This window comes from Methylophilus sp. DMC14, assembly GCF_056314085.1.
This window is the reverse complement of sequence record NZ_JBQUZA010000002.1, coordinates 229,628-243,320: the sequence shown is the minus strand read 5'-3', so window position 1 is coordinate 243,320 and position 13,693 is coordinate 229,628. Positions and strand designations below refer to the sequence as shown.

Genomic DNA, 13,693 nt, shown 5'->3' with positions numbered 1-13,693 from the left:
AGGCGGACTTATGCCGGGCGTTTATCGAAAAATGCAATCGGTTGTGGTGGTGGCATTTGCAAGATGTGTTTGCGCACTTTGCCCATCACATGCATTTCGCAAGGTTTGCAGTCGAATTTCAGCGTGTATCTGTCGTTACCACTGATCAGCGTCATGGGCTCAGCCGTCACCGTGCCTTGTACACCGATGACGCCTTTGGCTTCTTTGGGGCATAGGCCGTGGCTAAAACGCAGACAGTGCTTGGTAATCATCACCGGTACTTCATCTAGCTCTTCATTGGCCTCATAAGCGCTGGCGATGAGTTTGACGCCATGCTTGTGATAAAAGTCGCGTGCTTTCTGGTTATAGACGTTGGCTAAATAACTCAGGCTATCTTGCGGATAAATGGCGGGTGGTTCGGCTGCTGCACGCAATAGTGGACGCTCGTAAGCTAGTGTTCTGATATCGACCAGTTGCTCAACGGCATCACGGCGCAGTTGATTGACTGTGGACGCTGGTAAAAACCAGGGCTGGGTCAGCTCGAGACCTATATCTCTGGCAATAAAATCGGTATTGCCTAGTTTTGCCAGGTTTTCACGCAAGCTGGTTTCCGCTTTTTCGACATCATTGGCCAATTGTTTTTCTGCACTGCATTGGGAGGTCGCGCTGAAGCCTTGTTCATCGGTGAGTGTTAAGGCAAAGCCATCAGGCGTTTCGTAAAAGGCAGCATCAATCGCAATTTTGCGCGAGGCTGAATCTTTTTCCAGCAAACGCATAAAGGCATGGTCTCGGTTGCGGTAAAGCTGCGTGTTGTTGCGAATATCCGCTGGCATTTCGTTTGGAAACAGGCGGTAGGTGTATTTATCCAGCGCTTGCACCGTGTTTACGCGCAGGCCAACCAGTTCTTTGTGTACATCAAAAAAGCATACACCGTCACCGTTGTGAAGTTCTATGTCGGTCGCCACATCAATAAAATCTTTACCCACCTTACGCACTTTACCCAGTTCTTCGCCGGCAAATTTGGGTGTATCAAACGCGCCGATATCGGCCTGGCGGCCATTGGCGAAATAATCGGTGGAACTGCGGTTAAAGGTTTTTTCCGGTTGCGGGGTAAATGTGTAGGTGGCATGTCCGGCGGAAGACTTCGCGTATTCCGGCATTTCTTTCAGAATTTCATCAAGCAGTTGGCGGTAATGCGCAGTGGCATTTTTTACATATGGCAAGTCTTTGTAGCGGCCCTCAATTTTAAAGCTGCTGACACCGGCGGCGATCAGGGCGCGTAAGTTGGCGCTCTGATCATTGTCTTTCATCGACAGGTAATGTTTGTCTTTGCCGATAATGCGACCTTTCTGGTCTTCCAGTGTGTAAGGCAAGCGGCACTCTTGTGAGCATTCCCCACGGTTAGCACTGCGGCCGGTATGCGCGTGGCTGATAAAACACTGGCCACTAAACGCGACGCAAAGTGCGCCGTGAATAAAATATTCCAGGTTGGCAGCGGTGGCATCGGCAATTTTCTTCACCGTGGCAATATCCAGTTCGCGTGCCAGTACGATCTGGCTAAAGCCGACTTGATCCAGAAACTGTGCTTTTTCAACGGTACGGATATCGGTTTGTGTACTGGCATGTAGTTGGATCGGTGGCAAGTCGAGTTCTAGTAAACCCATATCCTGCACGATCAGCGCATCGACACCGCTGTCGTATAGCTGATGCACCAACTGGCGAACACCTTCGAGTTCGTTATCATGAAAAATGGTATTTAAGGCGACAAATACCTCAGCATGAAAGCGATGCGCATGCTGCACTAACCTGGCAATATCCTGAACGGTATTTGGTGCTTTGGCACGCGCGCCAAAGGCCGGGCCACCGATATACACGGCATCGGCACCATGGTTAATGGCTTCAATACCGAAATCGGCATTTTTGGCCGGGGCGAGCAGTTCGAGATGTTTGCGGGTTTTTTGCATGCAGAGGTAAGAACTTGATTTAAGACGCTATTTTAAACCAAGCATGCTATTTACGCTTGGTTTAAAATAGCGCCATGAGTGGAAATCAGGATTTATTGCAGCGTAGCCTGCGCAGCGTGTGGCATCCATGCACGCAAATGAAACATCATGAACGTTACCCTTTGGTGCCAATTGCACGTGGCGAAGGGGCCTGGTTGTTTGATAGTGAAGGCAAGGGTTACCTCGACGCCGTCAGCAGTTGGTGGGTCAATTTATTTGGGCATAACCAGCCAGTCATTAAAGAGGCAATCAAAGCCCAGCTTGATCAGTTAGAGCATGTGATGCTGGCCGGCTTTACGCACGAACCCGTGGTGGCGCTTTCAGAACAGCTGTCGGCATTAACTGGCTTGGGTCACGCCTTTTATGGCTCAGATGGTGCCAGTGCTACCGAGATTGCACTGAAGATGAGTTTTCATTACTGGCGCAATATCGGGCAACCGGAAAAAACTAAATTCATTAGCTTGCAAAATAGCTATCACGGCGAAACGCTGGGTGCACTCAGTGTGACCGATGTCGCCATTTTTAAAGACACCTATGCACCCCTGATTTTGCAGTCGGCGCAAATGCCTGGCCCGGATAGCCGGTTGGCTGAAGCGGGTGAGTCTGCCGAGGCCTACGCCTTACGTTGTGCTGAGGCGCTGGAAGCCTATGTGGCCGAGCATCATGCCACCCTGGCTGCGTTTATTATCGAGCCTTTGGTACAAGGCGCAGCAGGCATGGCGATGTATCACCCAGTGTATTTGCAACGGGCGCGTGAAGTTTGCAGCCGTTACCAGGTGCATTTGATCGCCGATGAAATCGCCGTTGGTTTTGGCCGTACCGGCACCTTGTTTGCCTGTGAGCAGGCAGGTGAAAAAGTGAGTGAGATTGCAGATTTTATTTGCCTGTCTAAAGGCATCACCGGCGGTTACTTACCTTTGTCCGTGGTGTTGACGACGGATGAGGTTTATCAGGCTTTTTATCACGACCAGACCGTCAAAGGTTTTTTACACAGCCATAGTTATACCGGGAACCCTCTCGCTTGCAGTGCCGCGCTCGCGACGCTTGAGCTGTTTGCGGCTTCGGATGTGCTGGGGCATAACCGTGAGACAGCGCAGACTTTATTGAGCGCCGTTGAGGGGTATGATTTTGGACTGCAGCATGTGCGCCAGCGCGGCATGATTACCGCTTTTGATGTGATGACCGAAAATCCGCAGTTTGCCCGGTATTGCTATGCCGCAGCCTTAAAGCATGGCCTGCTGTTGCGGCCAATCGGAAATACCGTCTACTGGATGCCGCCTTATTGCCTGACGCAATCAGATCAGCAGCATCTGGTAGAAGCCACCCATGCTGCGGTGATGGAGAGTCTGTCATGCGCTGGTGGCTAGCATTTGCCAGCCTGTGGGCGGCGCTGGCAAAAGCGGCATTGCCGGTCCCTTTGCAAGAGGCACTCGCCAAAGCGCAACTGCCAGTTGAGAGTGTTGCAATTGTGGTGCAGCCCGTGGACGGCGGGGCACCGCTGATCAGCCATAATGCAACCAAAGCCATGAATCCGGCCAGTGTCATGAAGCTGGTGACCACTTATGCCGCGCTGGAGGCGCTCACGCCAGCTTACCGCTGGAAAACAGAGGTCTACCGCAATGGGCCGTTAAATCAGGGTGTGCTCGACGGGGATTTAATCATCAAAGGGAGTGGCGACCCTGCGCTCAACGTCGCTGAGTTCTGGCGCTTGTTGCAACAAGTGCAGCAGCAGGGGATCCGTCAGATTCGCGGCAATCTGGTGCTGGATTTGTCCCTCTACGCGCCCGAAGTCAGCCAGCGGCCTGTGCTGGATGATGAGCCTTGGCGGGCTTACAATGCCAACCCCAGTGCGCTATTACTCAATGGCCGTAATACCAGTTTCCGCTTTTCGGTCGCCACCCTCGCCAGCAAGCCAGCCGTGCTCATCGCGCAAGAATTTGAAATACCGAATATCCGCATTATCAACACCATGCAAACCCGCAAAGGGGCTTGCAATGACTGGCGCAGTGACCTGCATTACAGCGTCACCCAGCAGGCTGATGGCGCCGTGGTTGCCTTTAGTGGCACGCTACCCGACCAGTGTGATGAGCGCTATCTGGAGTTGAGCGTGCTCTCGGATACGCAATATGTGTATGCTTCGTTTAAAAAGCTGTGGGCGCAATTGGGCGGGCAGTTTAACGGCCAAATGGTCCTGGGCCCAGTGACGGATATGGCGATACCAGTGACTAGCTGGTTATCCCCGCCCTTGGATACGGTGGTGCGTGATATCAATAAGTGGAGCAACAATGTGATGGCGCGGCACCTCATGCTGGCTGTGGGCCAGGAAGCGGGGTTTACGCCAGCGGATGAGGCGGGATCTACACTGGCAGTGAGGCAGGTTTTGCGCCAGCATGGCTTGGTCTTTACGGAACTGGTGCTCGAAAATGGCTCTGGTTTATCGCGCAATGAGCGCATCAGTGCGGAACATTTGGCGCAGTTGCTCGTCACAGCCTATCAACGCCCGGTGATGCCGATGTTCATGGCTTCTTTGCCGATTTTGGGCATGGATGGCACGACTAAAAAGCGGTTGGCCGATAGCGCGAGCAAGGGCATGGCTTATCTCAAAACTGGTTCGCTTGAGGGCGTCAGCAGTCTGGCTGGCTATGTGCAGGATCAGGCGGGCAAACGCTACGTGCTGGTGATCGTAGCCAATCACCCAAGGGCCGCTGCTGTGCGCGGGGTGCAGGATTTATTACTTAAACAATTGATAGAAAGTCATTAAAAAGCGCATGCAAGAATTTATGGATAAAAGCGCGTAAAATGACGGACGTTTTCTGGGAGCACATACATGAAATCTGGAATGAAATTAGTCGGTTGCAGCTTATTGATGCTGTTGACCATGACGGGTTGCCAGGCGCAATCCAACACTGCAAAAACAAAGGAAGCCACACAAATGTCAGCCCAAGTCACTGAATTACAAAAAATTGATACTGTCGTGGGGACTGGCCGTGAAGCTGAAGTCGGTTTTAACGTCACCGTGCATTACACTGGCTGGCTGTATGACGCCAACAAGGAAGATCACAAAGGTCAAAAGTTTGACAGCAGCCTGGACCGCAACTCGCCGTTTAACTTTTTTCTTGGCGGCGGCCAAGTCATTGAAGGCTGGGATACGGGGGTGCAGGGCATGAAAGTAGGCGGCAAACGTACCTTGATTATCCCATCTGACATGGGCTACGGTGCCCGGGGTGCAGGTGGTGTGATCCCGCCAAATGCGGCATTGGTATTTGATGTCGAATTGCTGGGCGTGAAATAAAGATTACGCGTGTTGCTGTATATGTTTTTATCCTTGTGAAATGAGAATGTAAATGCAAGTCCAGGTGAAGTGGATAGATGGGGTCAGTTTTGTCGGTGAGTCTGAAACCGGCCATGCCGTGGTATTAGATGGTGCGCCAGAAAATGGTGGCCGCAATATTGGTATGCGTCCCATGGAGATGTTATTGATTGGCATGGGGGCATGTACTTCATTTGACGTGGTGACGATTTTGAAAAAAGCCCGTCAGCCGATTGTAGATTGTGTGGCGCAGATTCAGGCAGAACGCGCTGACACAGTGCCCAAAGTCTTCACCAAAATTCATGTACATTTTGTGGTCACTGGCGAGGGGTTAAATGAATCCCAAGTGGAGCGCGCGGTGAAATTGTCCGCTGAGAAATATTGCTCAGCCAGCATCATGCTGCAAAAGGCTTGTGAGATTACCCATGGTTTTGAAATCAAAGCGCCCAGCTTCGATTAAGTGAGGAATTGGCATGAGCATTCCTAAGGGCATGATAGGTATCCGGCATGTGGCCTTGTTTATCAAAGAGCTGGAGTCTGCGGTCGATTTTTATACCCGCGTGGTCGGTATGCAGATTGAGTGGCAGCCGGACCCGGACAATGTGTATTTGACCAATCATGGCGATGTGTTTGCTTTACACCGGGTGAGTTATACCCCTGACCCGATGCAGCGGCTGGATCATATTGGGTTTGTGCTCACCGATGCCCAGGCCGTCGATGACTGGCATGCGCATATGGTTACGCACGGCGTGCGCATTACCGAGGCGCCGAAAAGCCACCGAGATGGTTCCCGCGGCTTTTATTGCCTGGATAGTGTGGGCCATTTGCTTGAGTTTATTTATCACCCGCCCATCATCAAACACCTTGCGTCCACTTAGGTGATTCAAGGGTTGGACATTAAAAAAGCCTCTAATCATTAGAGGCTTTTTTATTTGGGACTAGTCGGTGATGAGCTTGATGCTCAGCGTCTGCTCTTTATCTAGCACATTGAGCAAGCGGTCAATATTGGGATGCTTGCCAGGATGGTCTTCCGCATCCTCGGTATGTTCGGCGTATAAGGCCAATCCTTCTACCGCTGCATCGGTGTTGATTTCACCAAACACTTTGAACAGATGATGGTAAATCTTGATGGAGCCTTGGGTGCCAGGTTTGTTCTCGATGATCCCGGCAGGCTGATTGCTTTCATCATACAGTTCAATGCGTTTGACGTGATCCGCACTGTCCAGCATCAGAAGATTGTCACTAAATTTTTGCATGGTTGACTCTAGGTTACTACAAATCATTACAAGTGATACGCGGTGCGCGTCATCACTTTTGAAGCCAGCCGCATGGCCAGTTTGACTGGCGCTGGCAACCTGGCGCCGCCCAGTTGCTCTGCGGTATGGGCGTGGTGCTCTTCGTCTTCTTTCATTTGCGCCACAATTGCTTTGGATGCGGTATCGTGAGCCGGGAGCTGTTGCAGGTGACTTTGCAAATGCGCAGAAACTTGATGTTCTGTTTCCGCCAGAAAGCCCAGATTCCACTTGTCGCCAAGCAGGCCGGCTGTGATACCCATGCCAAAACTGGCACCGTACCAGAGTGGATTGAGCAGACTCTTGCGCCCCCCCAACTCTTGAATCCGTTGTTCGCACCAGGCAAGATGATCCACCTCTTCACGAGACGCTTGTTTAAGCGCCTCTACATTGGCCGGGTCACGTGAAACCAGGGCTTGACCACTGTACAAGGCTTGTGCGCAGACTTCGCCGACATGGTTGATGCGCATGAGTGCCGCGGCATGTTTGCGTTCATGGTCACTTAACGTGTCGGCGGTGCTTTCCGCGGGTGGGTAAGGGCGGCTGGAGACTGCCGGGCTGAACACCGTACGCAAACCCATATCCATGACGGCGATGGCTTTGTCTAGTGTCAGCGGCGGCAAGTTCAGCATAGTGGTGTCTCAAGTAAGGCCTGTTTACACCTGCGGGTGTAAACAGGCAGAACATTATGGTTTGGTTGCGCTTACTTTAGCAGGTTCTGGCGCTTTTTGAACAGGCAAGCCTTTGAGTAAGTTCATGGCCTGAACAAACTGGAAGTCATCCTGAGTGGCTGGCTCAATCGGGCCACGTGTTTCAGCATGTTTTTCTTCCTTCAGTTTTTCAGCTGCGGCGCGTGATTTTGCCTCGTCAACGGATTTGCTGTCAGTCGCATTCTTGCCATCGGTCGGGTTGGACAAGTGGCGCTTCAAGTCTGCTTCATGCAGGCTCAGGCTAGGATCGGAACCATCATCCACCGTCACGTCCGGCACAATGCCCTTGGCTTGAATCGAACGGCCATTGGGCGTGAAATAGCGCGCTGTGGTCAGTTTGATTGCGCTGCCATTGTTCATCGGCAATATGGTTTGCACAGAGCCCTTGCCAAAGCTTTGGATGCCCATAATGGTTGCGCGTTTGTGGTCTTGCAACGCCCCAGCCACAATCTCTGAAGCAGAGGCTGAGCCGGCATTGATCAGCACGACGATAGGCACCGATTTAAACTCTTCTGGCAAATCTTTAAGGTAATCAGACTTGCCGCGACGCGCATAATCCAGAGGGGTTGCATTCAGGCGCATCTTGGAATCAGCAACACGACCTTCGGTGTACACAACCAGGTCATCCTTGGGCAGGAACGCGGCAGAGACGCCTACGGCTGCATCCAGCAAACCGCCTGGGTTGTTGCGCAGGTCCAAGATCAAGCCTTTGAGCGGACCTTTATTTTCGGCACGCAGATTTTTGAGCGCTCTGGCCAAGTCTTCGCCAGTACGTTCCTGGAACTGGGTGATACGGACATAGCCATAACCTTGCTCAATCCATTTATTCTTCACGCTTTGTGATTTGATAATCGCACGTGTCAACGTAAAGGTCAGTGGCTTGTCTTCACCTTTGCGAATCACGGTCAGTGTAATTTTGGTGTCTGGAACGCCACGCATGCGTTTAACGGCATCATTCAGCGTCATGCCACGTACTTGGGCATCATCCAGCTTCATGATCAAATCGCCTGATTTAAGGCCCGCTTTGTAGGCGGGACTGTCTTCAATAGGCGTTACCACTTTTACCAATCCATCTTCCATCGCCACTTCAATGCCCAGGCCGCCAAATTCACCTTGGGTACCCGCCTGTAGCTCTTTGTAGGCATCGGCATCCATAAAAGTAGAGTGGGGGTCCAGGCCTTGCAGCATGCCGGACAAGGCTTCGTTGATCAGCTTCTTGTCTTCTACAGGCTCAACGTAATCAGATTTAACTTTGGCAAACACTTCGGCGAATACGCGTAATTCATCGATGGGTAGCTGTGAAACTGAGGTCCTGTCAGCCCAGGCAGAAATGTTGATACTGACCAGAATCCCTACAAATACGCCTGCACCCAGCAAGCCGAACTTTTCTAATTTGGAACGCATACCATGCCTTGTGTGATCAAATAAGCGAAGAATATTACTTCATTCAGAATCAGGATGCATCAGTTGATGTCAGCCTGTTGCAGAGAGTAGATAGAACGCTGTTAAGTTCATTTTCCGCTATTTCAATAAAATTGACTATACTCTTCTAGCAAATAATTGTTTAGAGAAAAACATGCAAAAGCCTATCGTAGAAATCGAGTTTTGTACACAGTGCCGATGGTTGTTGCGGGCTGCCTGGCTGGCGCAGGAGCTGTTAACCACGTTTGATGGCGATTTGAAGTCAGTCAATCTCGTCCCTGGAACGGGCGGTATTTTGGAGGTGCGCTGTGATGGTGTGGTGATTTTTTCACGCAAAGCCGCGGGACGCTTTCCAGAAGCCAAGGAGTTGAAACAGCTGATCCGTGATGTGATTGATCCCGAGCGGTCGCTCGGGCACAGCGATACGCCAGTCAGTCCTTAAGTGGACCGGAGGGAGGGTGGTCGTCATCCTGAAGAGGTAATGACGGTTATTGAGACGCTTCTACCTCAAGTCGCTTGGCACCGTTATAGCGCGATTTCCAGTAGCGCTCATCCATGTTTTCAATGCGTACCTTTGCCCCCGCGCGTGGCGCGTGGATAAACTGGTTATTGCCGACATAAATGCCCACATGCGAAAACGCAGATTTAAGGGTGTTGAAAAAGACCAGGTCGCCCGGTTGCAATTCCTCACGTTTGACGGTGTTGCCCATTTCGCTAATGGTACGGGCTGAAGGGGGGAGCGCAATCTGCGCAGCGTTCATGAACACGTACTGTACAAAGCCGCTGCAGTCAAAGCCGGTTTCAGGGCTGCGTCCGCCATATTTGTAATTGACACCGGTCAGGCTTAAGGCGCGGATCATGATTTCCTCGACCTTTTCAGACCAGCTGCCAGAGACGCCGGACTGACTCTCCATCACCTGCGCTTGAGAGTAGCTGTAGGCGTTTTGCCAGCGCTTGTCATCCCCGGGCGCGGCAACGCTTTTGCACTGGCAGAGCAGTACACTCACGAGTAAGGCTGCCAGCCGGAAAATGGATTTATTCATCACAATCAAGGGCTTGTTATATTGAATTTGAAGCGGTTTAAAAAGTTTTACAGGCTAAACCATGCCATATTTTATATTGATATGCAAGTATTTGGCGCCTTTTGTACGTTGCTTGACTGACTGGAAGTCGCAAAAGTGCTGTCTGTTTTGGCGATGCTCATGGGATAATTACGCATGTCTTTAGCGCAGCAAGTCAGTTCGGCATTTTCAGAAAACGGGTCTTTGGCACAAGCCATGCCCGATTTCCGCAGCCGCCCGCAGCAACAGGAAATGGCGCTGGCCATCGCCGAAGCCATTGAGCAGCAACAGCAGTTGGTCGCCGAGGCTGGCACCGGCACCGGTAAAACCTATGCTTATCTGGTGCCTGCGCTGTTGTCGGGGGGCAAGGTCATTATTTCTACTGGCACCAAAACCCTGCAAGATCAGCTCTTTCAGCGGGATTTGCCAGCGGTACGCGAAGCGCTCAAAGTGCCCGTGTCTGTTGCTATGCTCAAAGGGCGCGCCAACTATCTCTGCCATTATCACTTGCAACGTGCCAGCCAAGAAGGGCGCTTTCAGTCGCGGGAGGACGCACAATATATTCCTATCCTGCAAAGCTTTGCTGAACATAGCCAGACTGGTGATAAAGCAGAGTTGGTCGAAGTACCGGAACAAGCCACCGTTTGGCAACAAGTGACCTCCACCCGCGACAACTGTGTCGGCCAGGATTGCCAGTTTTACAAGCAATGTTTTGTCATGGAAGCACGCAAGCAGGCATTGGCAGCCGATGTGGTCGTGGTCAACCATCATTTGTTTTTCGCCGATGTCATGTTGCGCGATGAGGGCGTGGCCGAGTTGTTACCCAGCGCCAATACCGTGGTGTTTGACGAGGCGCATCAATTGCCTGAGGTGGCTGGGCTCTTTTTTGGCGAGGATATCTCCACCTCACAGTTGATGGATCTGGCGCGGGATAGTCAGATGGCTTACCTGAGCCTGGCCAAGGATTGTGTTGCGCTGAGTGAAGCGGTGCCGCCGTTGGAAAAGGCATGCCGAGATTTCAGGCTGGTGTTCCAGTTTGAAGGTTCGCGTATGCCAGCACAGAAGGCGCAAACCATGAAAAATTTTGATGAGGCTTTTCAGCGGATGCTGGAAACGCTCGCCGCCCTGACCGCGGTACTAGAAACCCAAGCCGGGCGTGATCCGCTGCTGGAAAAATGCTGGCAACGCGGTGAAGCATTGCTGGCCCTGCTGCAAGCCTGGTTGAAAGGCAATCACGCCAATCTTGTGCGCTGGGTCGAGGTATTTAGCCAAAGTGTACAGTTACATGCGACCCCCCTCAGTGTGGCGGATGGCTTTGGCAAGCAACTCAATGCGCAGCCGCGTGCCTGGATTTTTACCTCTGCCACATTGGCCGTCAAAAGTGATTTTAGCCATTATCAGAGCCAGATGGGCTTGCTGGCGGCGCAAACCCGGCATTGGCAAAGTCCGTTTGATTACGGTCAGCAAGCGTTGCTATATGTGCCTACGGGTATGCCTGAACCGAATAGCAGTGCTTATGCCGCTGCCGTTGCCGCTGTCAGTTTGCCTGTGCTGCAAGCCAGCCGTGGCCGCGCGTTTGTGCTGTGTACTTCACTTAAGGCCATGCGCGAAGTGCATGCGTTGCTCAAAAATGCGTTTGAAGAACTTGGCCTCAATTACCCCCTGCTGATGCAAGGCGAGAGTAACCGCACCGAATTGCTGGATCGCTTCCGCAGTCATGGCAATGCCGTCCTCGTCGGCTCGCAAAGCTTTTGGGAGGGTGTGGATGTGCGCGGCGAGGCTTTGTCCTGCGTCATTATCGACAAGCTACCGTTTGCGCCGCCCGATGATCCGGTCCTGGCCGCCCGCATCGACAAAATGAACGCCGAAGGCAAGAATGCCTTTATGGAGTACCAGTTGCCCTATGCTGTGATTACCCTCAAACAGGGCGCCGGGCGTTTGATTCGGGATGAGCAGGATGTCGGGGTATTGATGATTTGCGATCCGCGCTTGGTGGATAAACCTTATGGACGCCGTATCTGGCAAAGTCTGCCTCCATTCAAACGCACACGTGTGCAACAAGAGGTGGAAGACTTCTTTGCACTGATCAATGGGGTTTCTTGATTTGTGAGGATTGCGCGCCATGCTTGAGATTGCCGCTCACGAATATACCCTCACTGCCATTCGCGCCCAAGGCGCAGGTGGTCAAAACGTCAATAAAGTTTCGTCTGCCATCCATTTGCGGTTTGATATCCAAGCCTCCAGCCTCAGTGAGGCCGTGAAAGCCCGCTTGCTCAGTCGCAAAGACCAGCGCATCAGTGCAGAAGGTGTTCTGGTAATCAAGGCGCAACAATACCGCACGCAAGAAGCGAATAAACGCGATGCGATTGCCCGGTTGCATGCGATTGTCGAAGCGGCGAGTCATGTGAACGCGGTACGCCATGCGACCCGGCCAACACTGGCTTCGAAAAAAAGAAGGGTGACCGGGAAGTTGCTGCGTGGGGTCGTTAAACAGGGCAGGGGCAAGGTGCTGGATGAGGCATAAACAAGACATGCCTTTGCTTGGCCGCTGTCTGTTTCAATAACAAAGCCATCACCAGCGGCTGGAGATGGCTTTGTGGTTGCGATGGCCTCACTTGGTGAGGCCGGAGTCAGGCGCTATTAGGATCTGTAGTCGGCATTGATCTTTACATAGTCATAAGAAAAGTCGCAGGTCCATACAGTCGCATTCGCCGCACCGCGATTCAATACCACACGTACCAGGATGTCACTTTCTTTCATGACTGCCGCGCCTTGTTCTTCGACATAGCTGGCTGCACGGCCGCCTTTTTCGGCAACCAAAACATCGCCCAGATAGAGTTGCATGGTGTTGACATCAAGGTCTTCGATGCCTGCGTAGCCGATGGCGGCCAGAATCCGGCCCAGATTAGGGTCTGAGGCAAAAAAGGCTGTTTTGATCAACGGGGAGTGGGCAATCGCATAAGCGACTTTGCGGCATTCCGCTTCATCTTGACCTGCTTCAACCTGAATCGTCATGAATTTGGTGGCGCCTTCGCCATCACGCACAATCGCTTGTGCCAGTTCAATCGCAACGTCGGTCAGGGCGGTTTGCAAAGCCGCAAACTCAGGGCTTTGTTCTGTGATCATGGCATTGCCAGCCTCGCCTGTAGCCATCAGAATCAGGCTGTCGTTGGTGCTGGTATCGCCATCGACGGTGATGCAGTTAAACGATTTGTTCACAGCATGTTGAATGATGCTGTCAAGGGCTGATTGTGCGATGGCCGCATCGGTCGCGATATAACCGAGCATGGTTGCCATGTTGGGGTGGATCATGCCAGAGCCCTTGCTGATGCCGGTGATGGTGATTGGCTTGCCGCCTATGGTTAGTTGGCGGGAAGTACCCTTGGCCACAATGTCGGTGGTCATGATCGCTTCGGCCGCATTTAACCAGTTATCTTCCTGCAAGTTGGCGACTGCATTCGGGATGCCACCTAACAAGCGGTCCATCGGCAGCGTCTCCAGAATCACGCCAGTCGAGAACGGCAGCACTTGTTCCGGGCTGATATTGAGCGCCTGCGCCACACCGATGCAGCTGGCGAGTGCATCATCCAGCCCTTGCTGGCCTGTGCCTGCATTGGCACAGCCGGTATTCACCAACAGGGCGCGAATGCCTTTGTTGAGTGTCAGATGCGTTTTACACACCGTCACTGGCGCCGCACAAAACCGGTTCAGGGTAAACACCCCTGACACGCTGCTGCCTTCAGGCAGGGTCATTACTAGAATGTCTTTACGGTTGGGCTTCCGGACATGTGCTTGGGCAAAGCCAAGTTTGACGCCTTTGACAGGCAGTAGGGTCCCGGCAGCGGGAGCAGTCAGTTTAACGGGCATTCTATTTCTCTCGTGAGTTTCGTCTTTGAAATAAGTGTGCATTCTACAA

The 13,693-nt window shown here is 52.3% G+C and carries 14 protein-coding genes; 8 read left to right on the top strand and 6 right to left on the bottom strand.

All coding sequences use genetic code 11. From position 1 onward, the window contains the following. Positions 1–8: 8 nt before the first annotated feature. A complete protein-coding gene (locus tag ACT53C_RS05405) occupies positions 9–1,943 on the bottom strand; it encodes a peptidase U32 family protein (RefSeq protein ID WP_476145189.1) in 1,935 nt (644 codons plus the stop codon). Positions 1,944–2,017: 74 nt separating this feature from the next. On the opposite strand from ACT53C_RS05405, the gene bioA reads away from it, so the two are divergent. The 5 genes from bioA to ACT53C_RS05380 all read left to right on the top strand — a co-directional run bounded on the left by bioA (position 2,018) and on the right by ACT53C_RS05380 (position 6,170). After that, positions 2,018–3,349, top strand: coding sequence for an adenosylmethionine--8-amino-7-oxononanoate transaminase (gene bioA, locus ACT53C_RS05400; protein WP_476145188.1), 1,332 nt, complete (start codon positions 2,018–2,020; stop codon positions 3,347–3,349). Further along, a complete protein-coding gene (gene dacB, locus ACT53C_RS05395) occupies positions 3,334–4,743 on the top strand; it encodes a D-alanyl-D-alanine carboxypeptidase/D-alanyl-D-alanine endopeptidase (protein ID WP_476145187.1) in 1,410 nt (469 codons plus the stop codon). Before bioA ends, dacB begins: the two co-directional genes overlap by 16 nt. A gap of 117 nt (positions 4,744–4,860) precedes the next feature. Beyond that, a complete protein-coding gene (locus tag ACT53C_RS05390; protein ID WP_412011208.1) occupies positions 4,861–5,274 on the top strand; it encodes an FKBP-type peptidyl-prolyl cis-trans isomerase in 414 nt (137 codons plus the stop codon). A gap of 52 nt (positions 5,275–5,326) precedes the next feature. After that, complete coding sequence (locus ACT53C_RS05385) at positions 5,327–5,752, top strand: OsmC family protein (protein ID WP_412011165.1); 426 nt, start codon at positions 5,327–5,329, stop codon at positions 5,750–5,752. 13 nt (positions 5,753–5,765) lie between these two features. After that, positions 5,766–6,170, top strand: a complete 405-nt coding sequence (locus ACT53C_RS05380; protein ID WP_412011166.1) for a VOC family protein — start codon at positions 5,766–5,768, stop codon at positions 6,168–6,170. Positions 6,171–6,230: 60 nt separating this feature from the next. On the opposite strand, the gene ACT53C_RS05375 is transcribed toward ACT53C_RS05380, so the two are convergent. The 3 genes from ACT53C_RS05375 to ACT53C_RS05365 are packed head-to-tail and all read right to left on the bottom strand — an operon-like array spanning position 6,231 to position 8,698. Continuing rightward, positions 6,231–6,548 carry a DUF2322 family protein gene (locus ACT53C_RS05375; protein WP_476145186.1) on the bottom strand — a complete coding sequence of 106 codons (318 nt, stop codon included), beginning with the start codon at positions 6,546–6,548 and terminating at the stop codon, positions 6,231–6,233. Between the two features lie 26 nt (positions 6,549–6,574). Next, entirely contained in the window at positions 6,575–7,216 is a 642-nt protein-coding gene (gene coq7 / locus ACT53C_RS05370) for a 2-polyprenyl-3-methyl-6-methoxy-1,4-benzoquinone monooxygenase (RefSeq protein ID WP_476145185.1), read from the bottom strand. Between the two features lie 54 nt (positions 7,217–7,270). Then, positions 7,271–8,698, bottom strand: coding sequence for a S41 family peptidase (locus ACT53C_RS05365; protein WP_476145184.1), 1,428 nt, complete (start codon positions 8,696–8,698; stop codon positions 7,271–7,273). 172 nt (positions 8,699–8,870) lie between these two features. Here ACT53C_RS05365 and ACT53C_RS05360 point away from each other — a divergent pair, with 172 nt between their 5' ends. Further along, a complete protein-coding gene (locus ACT53C_RS05360) occupies positions 8,871–9,158 on the top strand; it encodes an Rdx family protein (RefSeq protein WP_275356627.1) in 288 nt (95 codons plus the stop codon). Between the two features lie 46 nt (positions 9,159–9,204). Here the strand turns inward: ACT53C_RS05360 and ACT53C_RS05355 are convergent, their stop codons facing one another. Further along, positions 9,205–9,759: a C40 family peptidase gene (locus ACT53C_RS05355; RefSeq protein WP_194749282.1), complete on the bottom strand. Its 555-nt coding sequence runs from the start codon at positions 9,757–9,759 to the stop codon at positions 9,205–9,207. Between the two features lie 174 nt (positions 9,760–9,933). On the opposite strand from ACT53C_RS05355, the gene ACT53C_RS05350 reads away from it, so the two are divergent. Together ACT53C_RS05350 and arfB are read left to right on the top strand one after the other, a co-directional pair. Further along, entirely contained in the window at positions 9,934–11,880 is a 1,947-nt protein-coding gene (locus tag ACT53C_RS05350; protein WP_338656481.1) for a DNA repair helicase YoaA, read from the top strand. A 19-nt stretch (positions 11,881–11,899) separates the two neighbouring features. Then, the gene (gene arfB, locus ACT53C_RS05345; RefSeq protein WP_194749284.1) at positions 11,900–12,301 is read left to right on the top strand and encodes an alternative ribosome rescue aminoacyl-tRNA hydrolase ArfB; all 402 of its coding nucleotides are present in this window, start codon (positions 11,900–11,902) and stop codon (positions 12,299–12,301) included. A gap of 116 nt (positions 12,302–12,417) precedes the next feature. Here the strand turns inward: arfB and argJ are convergent, their stop codons facing one another. Then, complete coding sequence (gene argJ, locus ACT53C_RS05340) at positions 12,418–13,644, bottom strand: bifunctional glutamate N-acetyltransferase/amino-acid acetyltransferase ArgJ (RefSeq protein ID WP_476145183.1); 1,227 nt, start codon at positions 13,642–13,644, stop codon at positions 12,418–12,420. Positions 13,645–13,693: the final 49 nt, after the last annotated feature.

Excerpts from the sequence above, each read along its gene's own strand:
- ACT53C_RS05405 (WP_476145189.1), bottom strand. The coding sequence starts at position 1,943 with ATGCAAAAAACCCGCAAACATCTCGAACTGCTCGCCCCGGCCAAAAAT.
- bioA (WP_476145188.1), top strand. The coding sequence starts at position 2,018 with ATGAGTGGAAATCAGGATTTATTGCAGCGTAGCCTGCGCAGCGTGTGG.
- dacB (WP_476145187.1), top strand. The coding sequence starts at position 3,334 with ATGCGCTGGTGGCTAGCATTTGCCAGCCTGTGGGCGGCGCTGGCAAAA.
- ACT53C_RS05390 (WP_412011208.1), top strand. The coding sequence starts at position 4,861 with ATGACGGGTTGCCAGGCGCAATCCAACACTGCAAAAACAAAGGAAGCC.
- ACT53C_RS05385 (WP_412011165.1), top strand. The coding sequence starts at position 5,327 with ATGCAAGTCCAGGTGAAGTGGATAGATGGGGTCAGTTTTGTCGGTGAG.
- ACT53C_RS05380 (WP_412011166.1), top strand. The coding sequence starts at position 5,766 with ATGAGCATTCCTAAGGGCATGATAGGTATCCGGCATGTGGCCTTGTTT.
- ACT53C_RS05375 (WP_476145186.1), bottom strand. The coding sequence starts at position 6,548 with ATGCAAAAATTTAGTGACAATCTTCTGATGCTGGACAGTGCGGATCAC.
- coq7 (WP_476145185.1), bottom strand. The coding sequence starts at position 7,216 with ATGCTGAACTTGCCGCCGCTGACACTAGACAAAGCCATCGCCGTCATG.
- ACT53C_RS05365 (WP_476145184.1), bottom strand. The coding sequence starts at position 8,698 with ATGCGTTCCAAATTAGAAAAGTTCGGCTTGCTGGGTGCAGGCGTATTT.
- ACT53C_RS05360 (WP_275356627.1), top strand. The coding sequence starts at position 8,871 with ATGCAAAAGCCTATCGTAGAAATCGAGTTTTGTACACAGTGCCGATGG.
- ACT53C_RS05355 (WP_194749282.1), bottom strand. The coding sequence starts at position 9,759 with ATGAATAAATCCATTTTCCGGCTGGCAGCCTTACTCGTGAGTGTACTG.
- ACT53C_RS05350 (WP_338656481.1), top strand. The coding sequence starts at position 9,934 with ATGTCTTTAGCGCAGCAAGTCAGTTCGGCATTTTCAGAAAACGGGTCT.
- arfB (WP_194749284.1), top strand. The coding sequence starts at position 11,900 with ATGCTTGAGATTGCCGCTCACGAATATACCCTCACTGCCATTCGCGCC.
- argJ (WP_476145183.1), bottom strand. The coding sequence starts at position 13,644 with ATGCCCGTTAAACTGACTGCTCCCGCTGCCGGGACCCTACTGCCTGTC.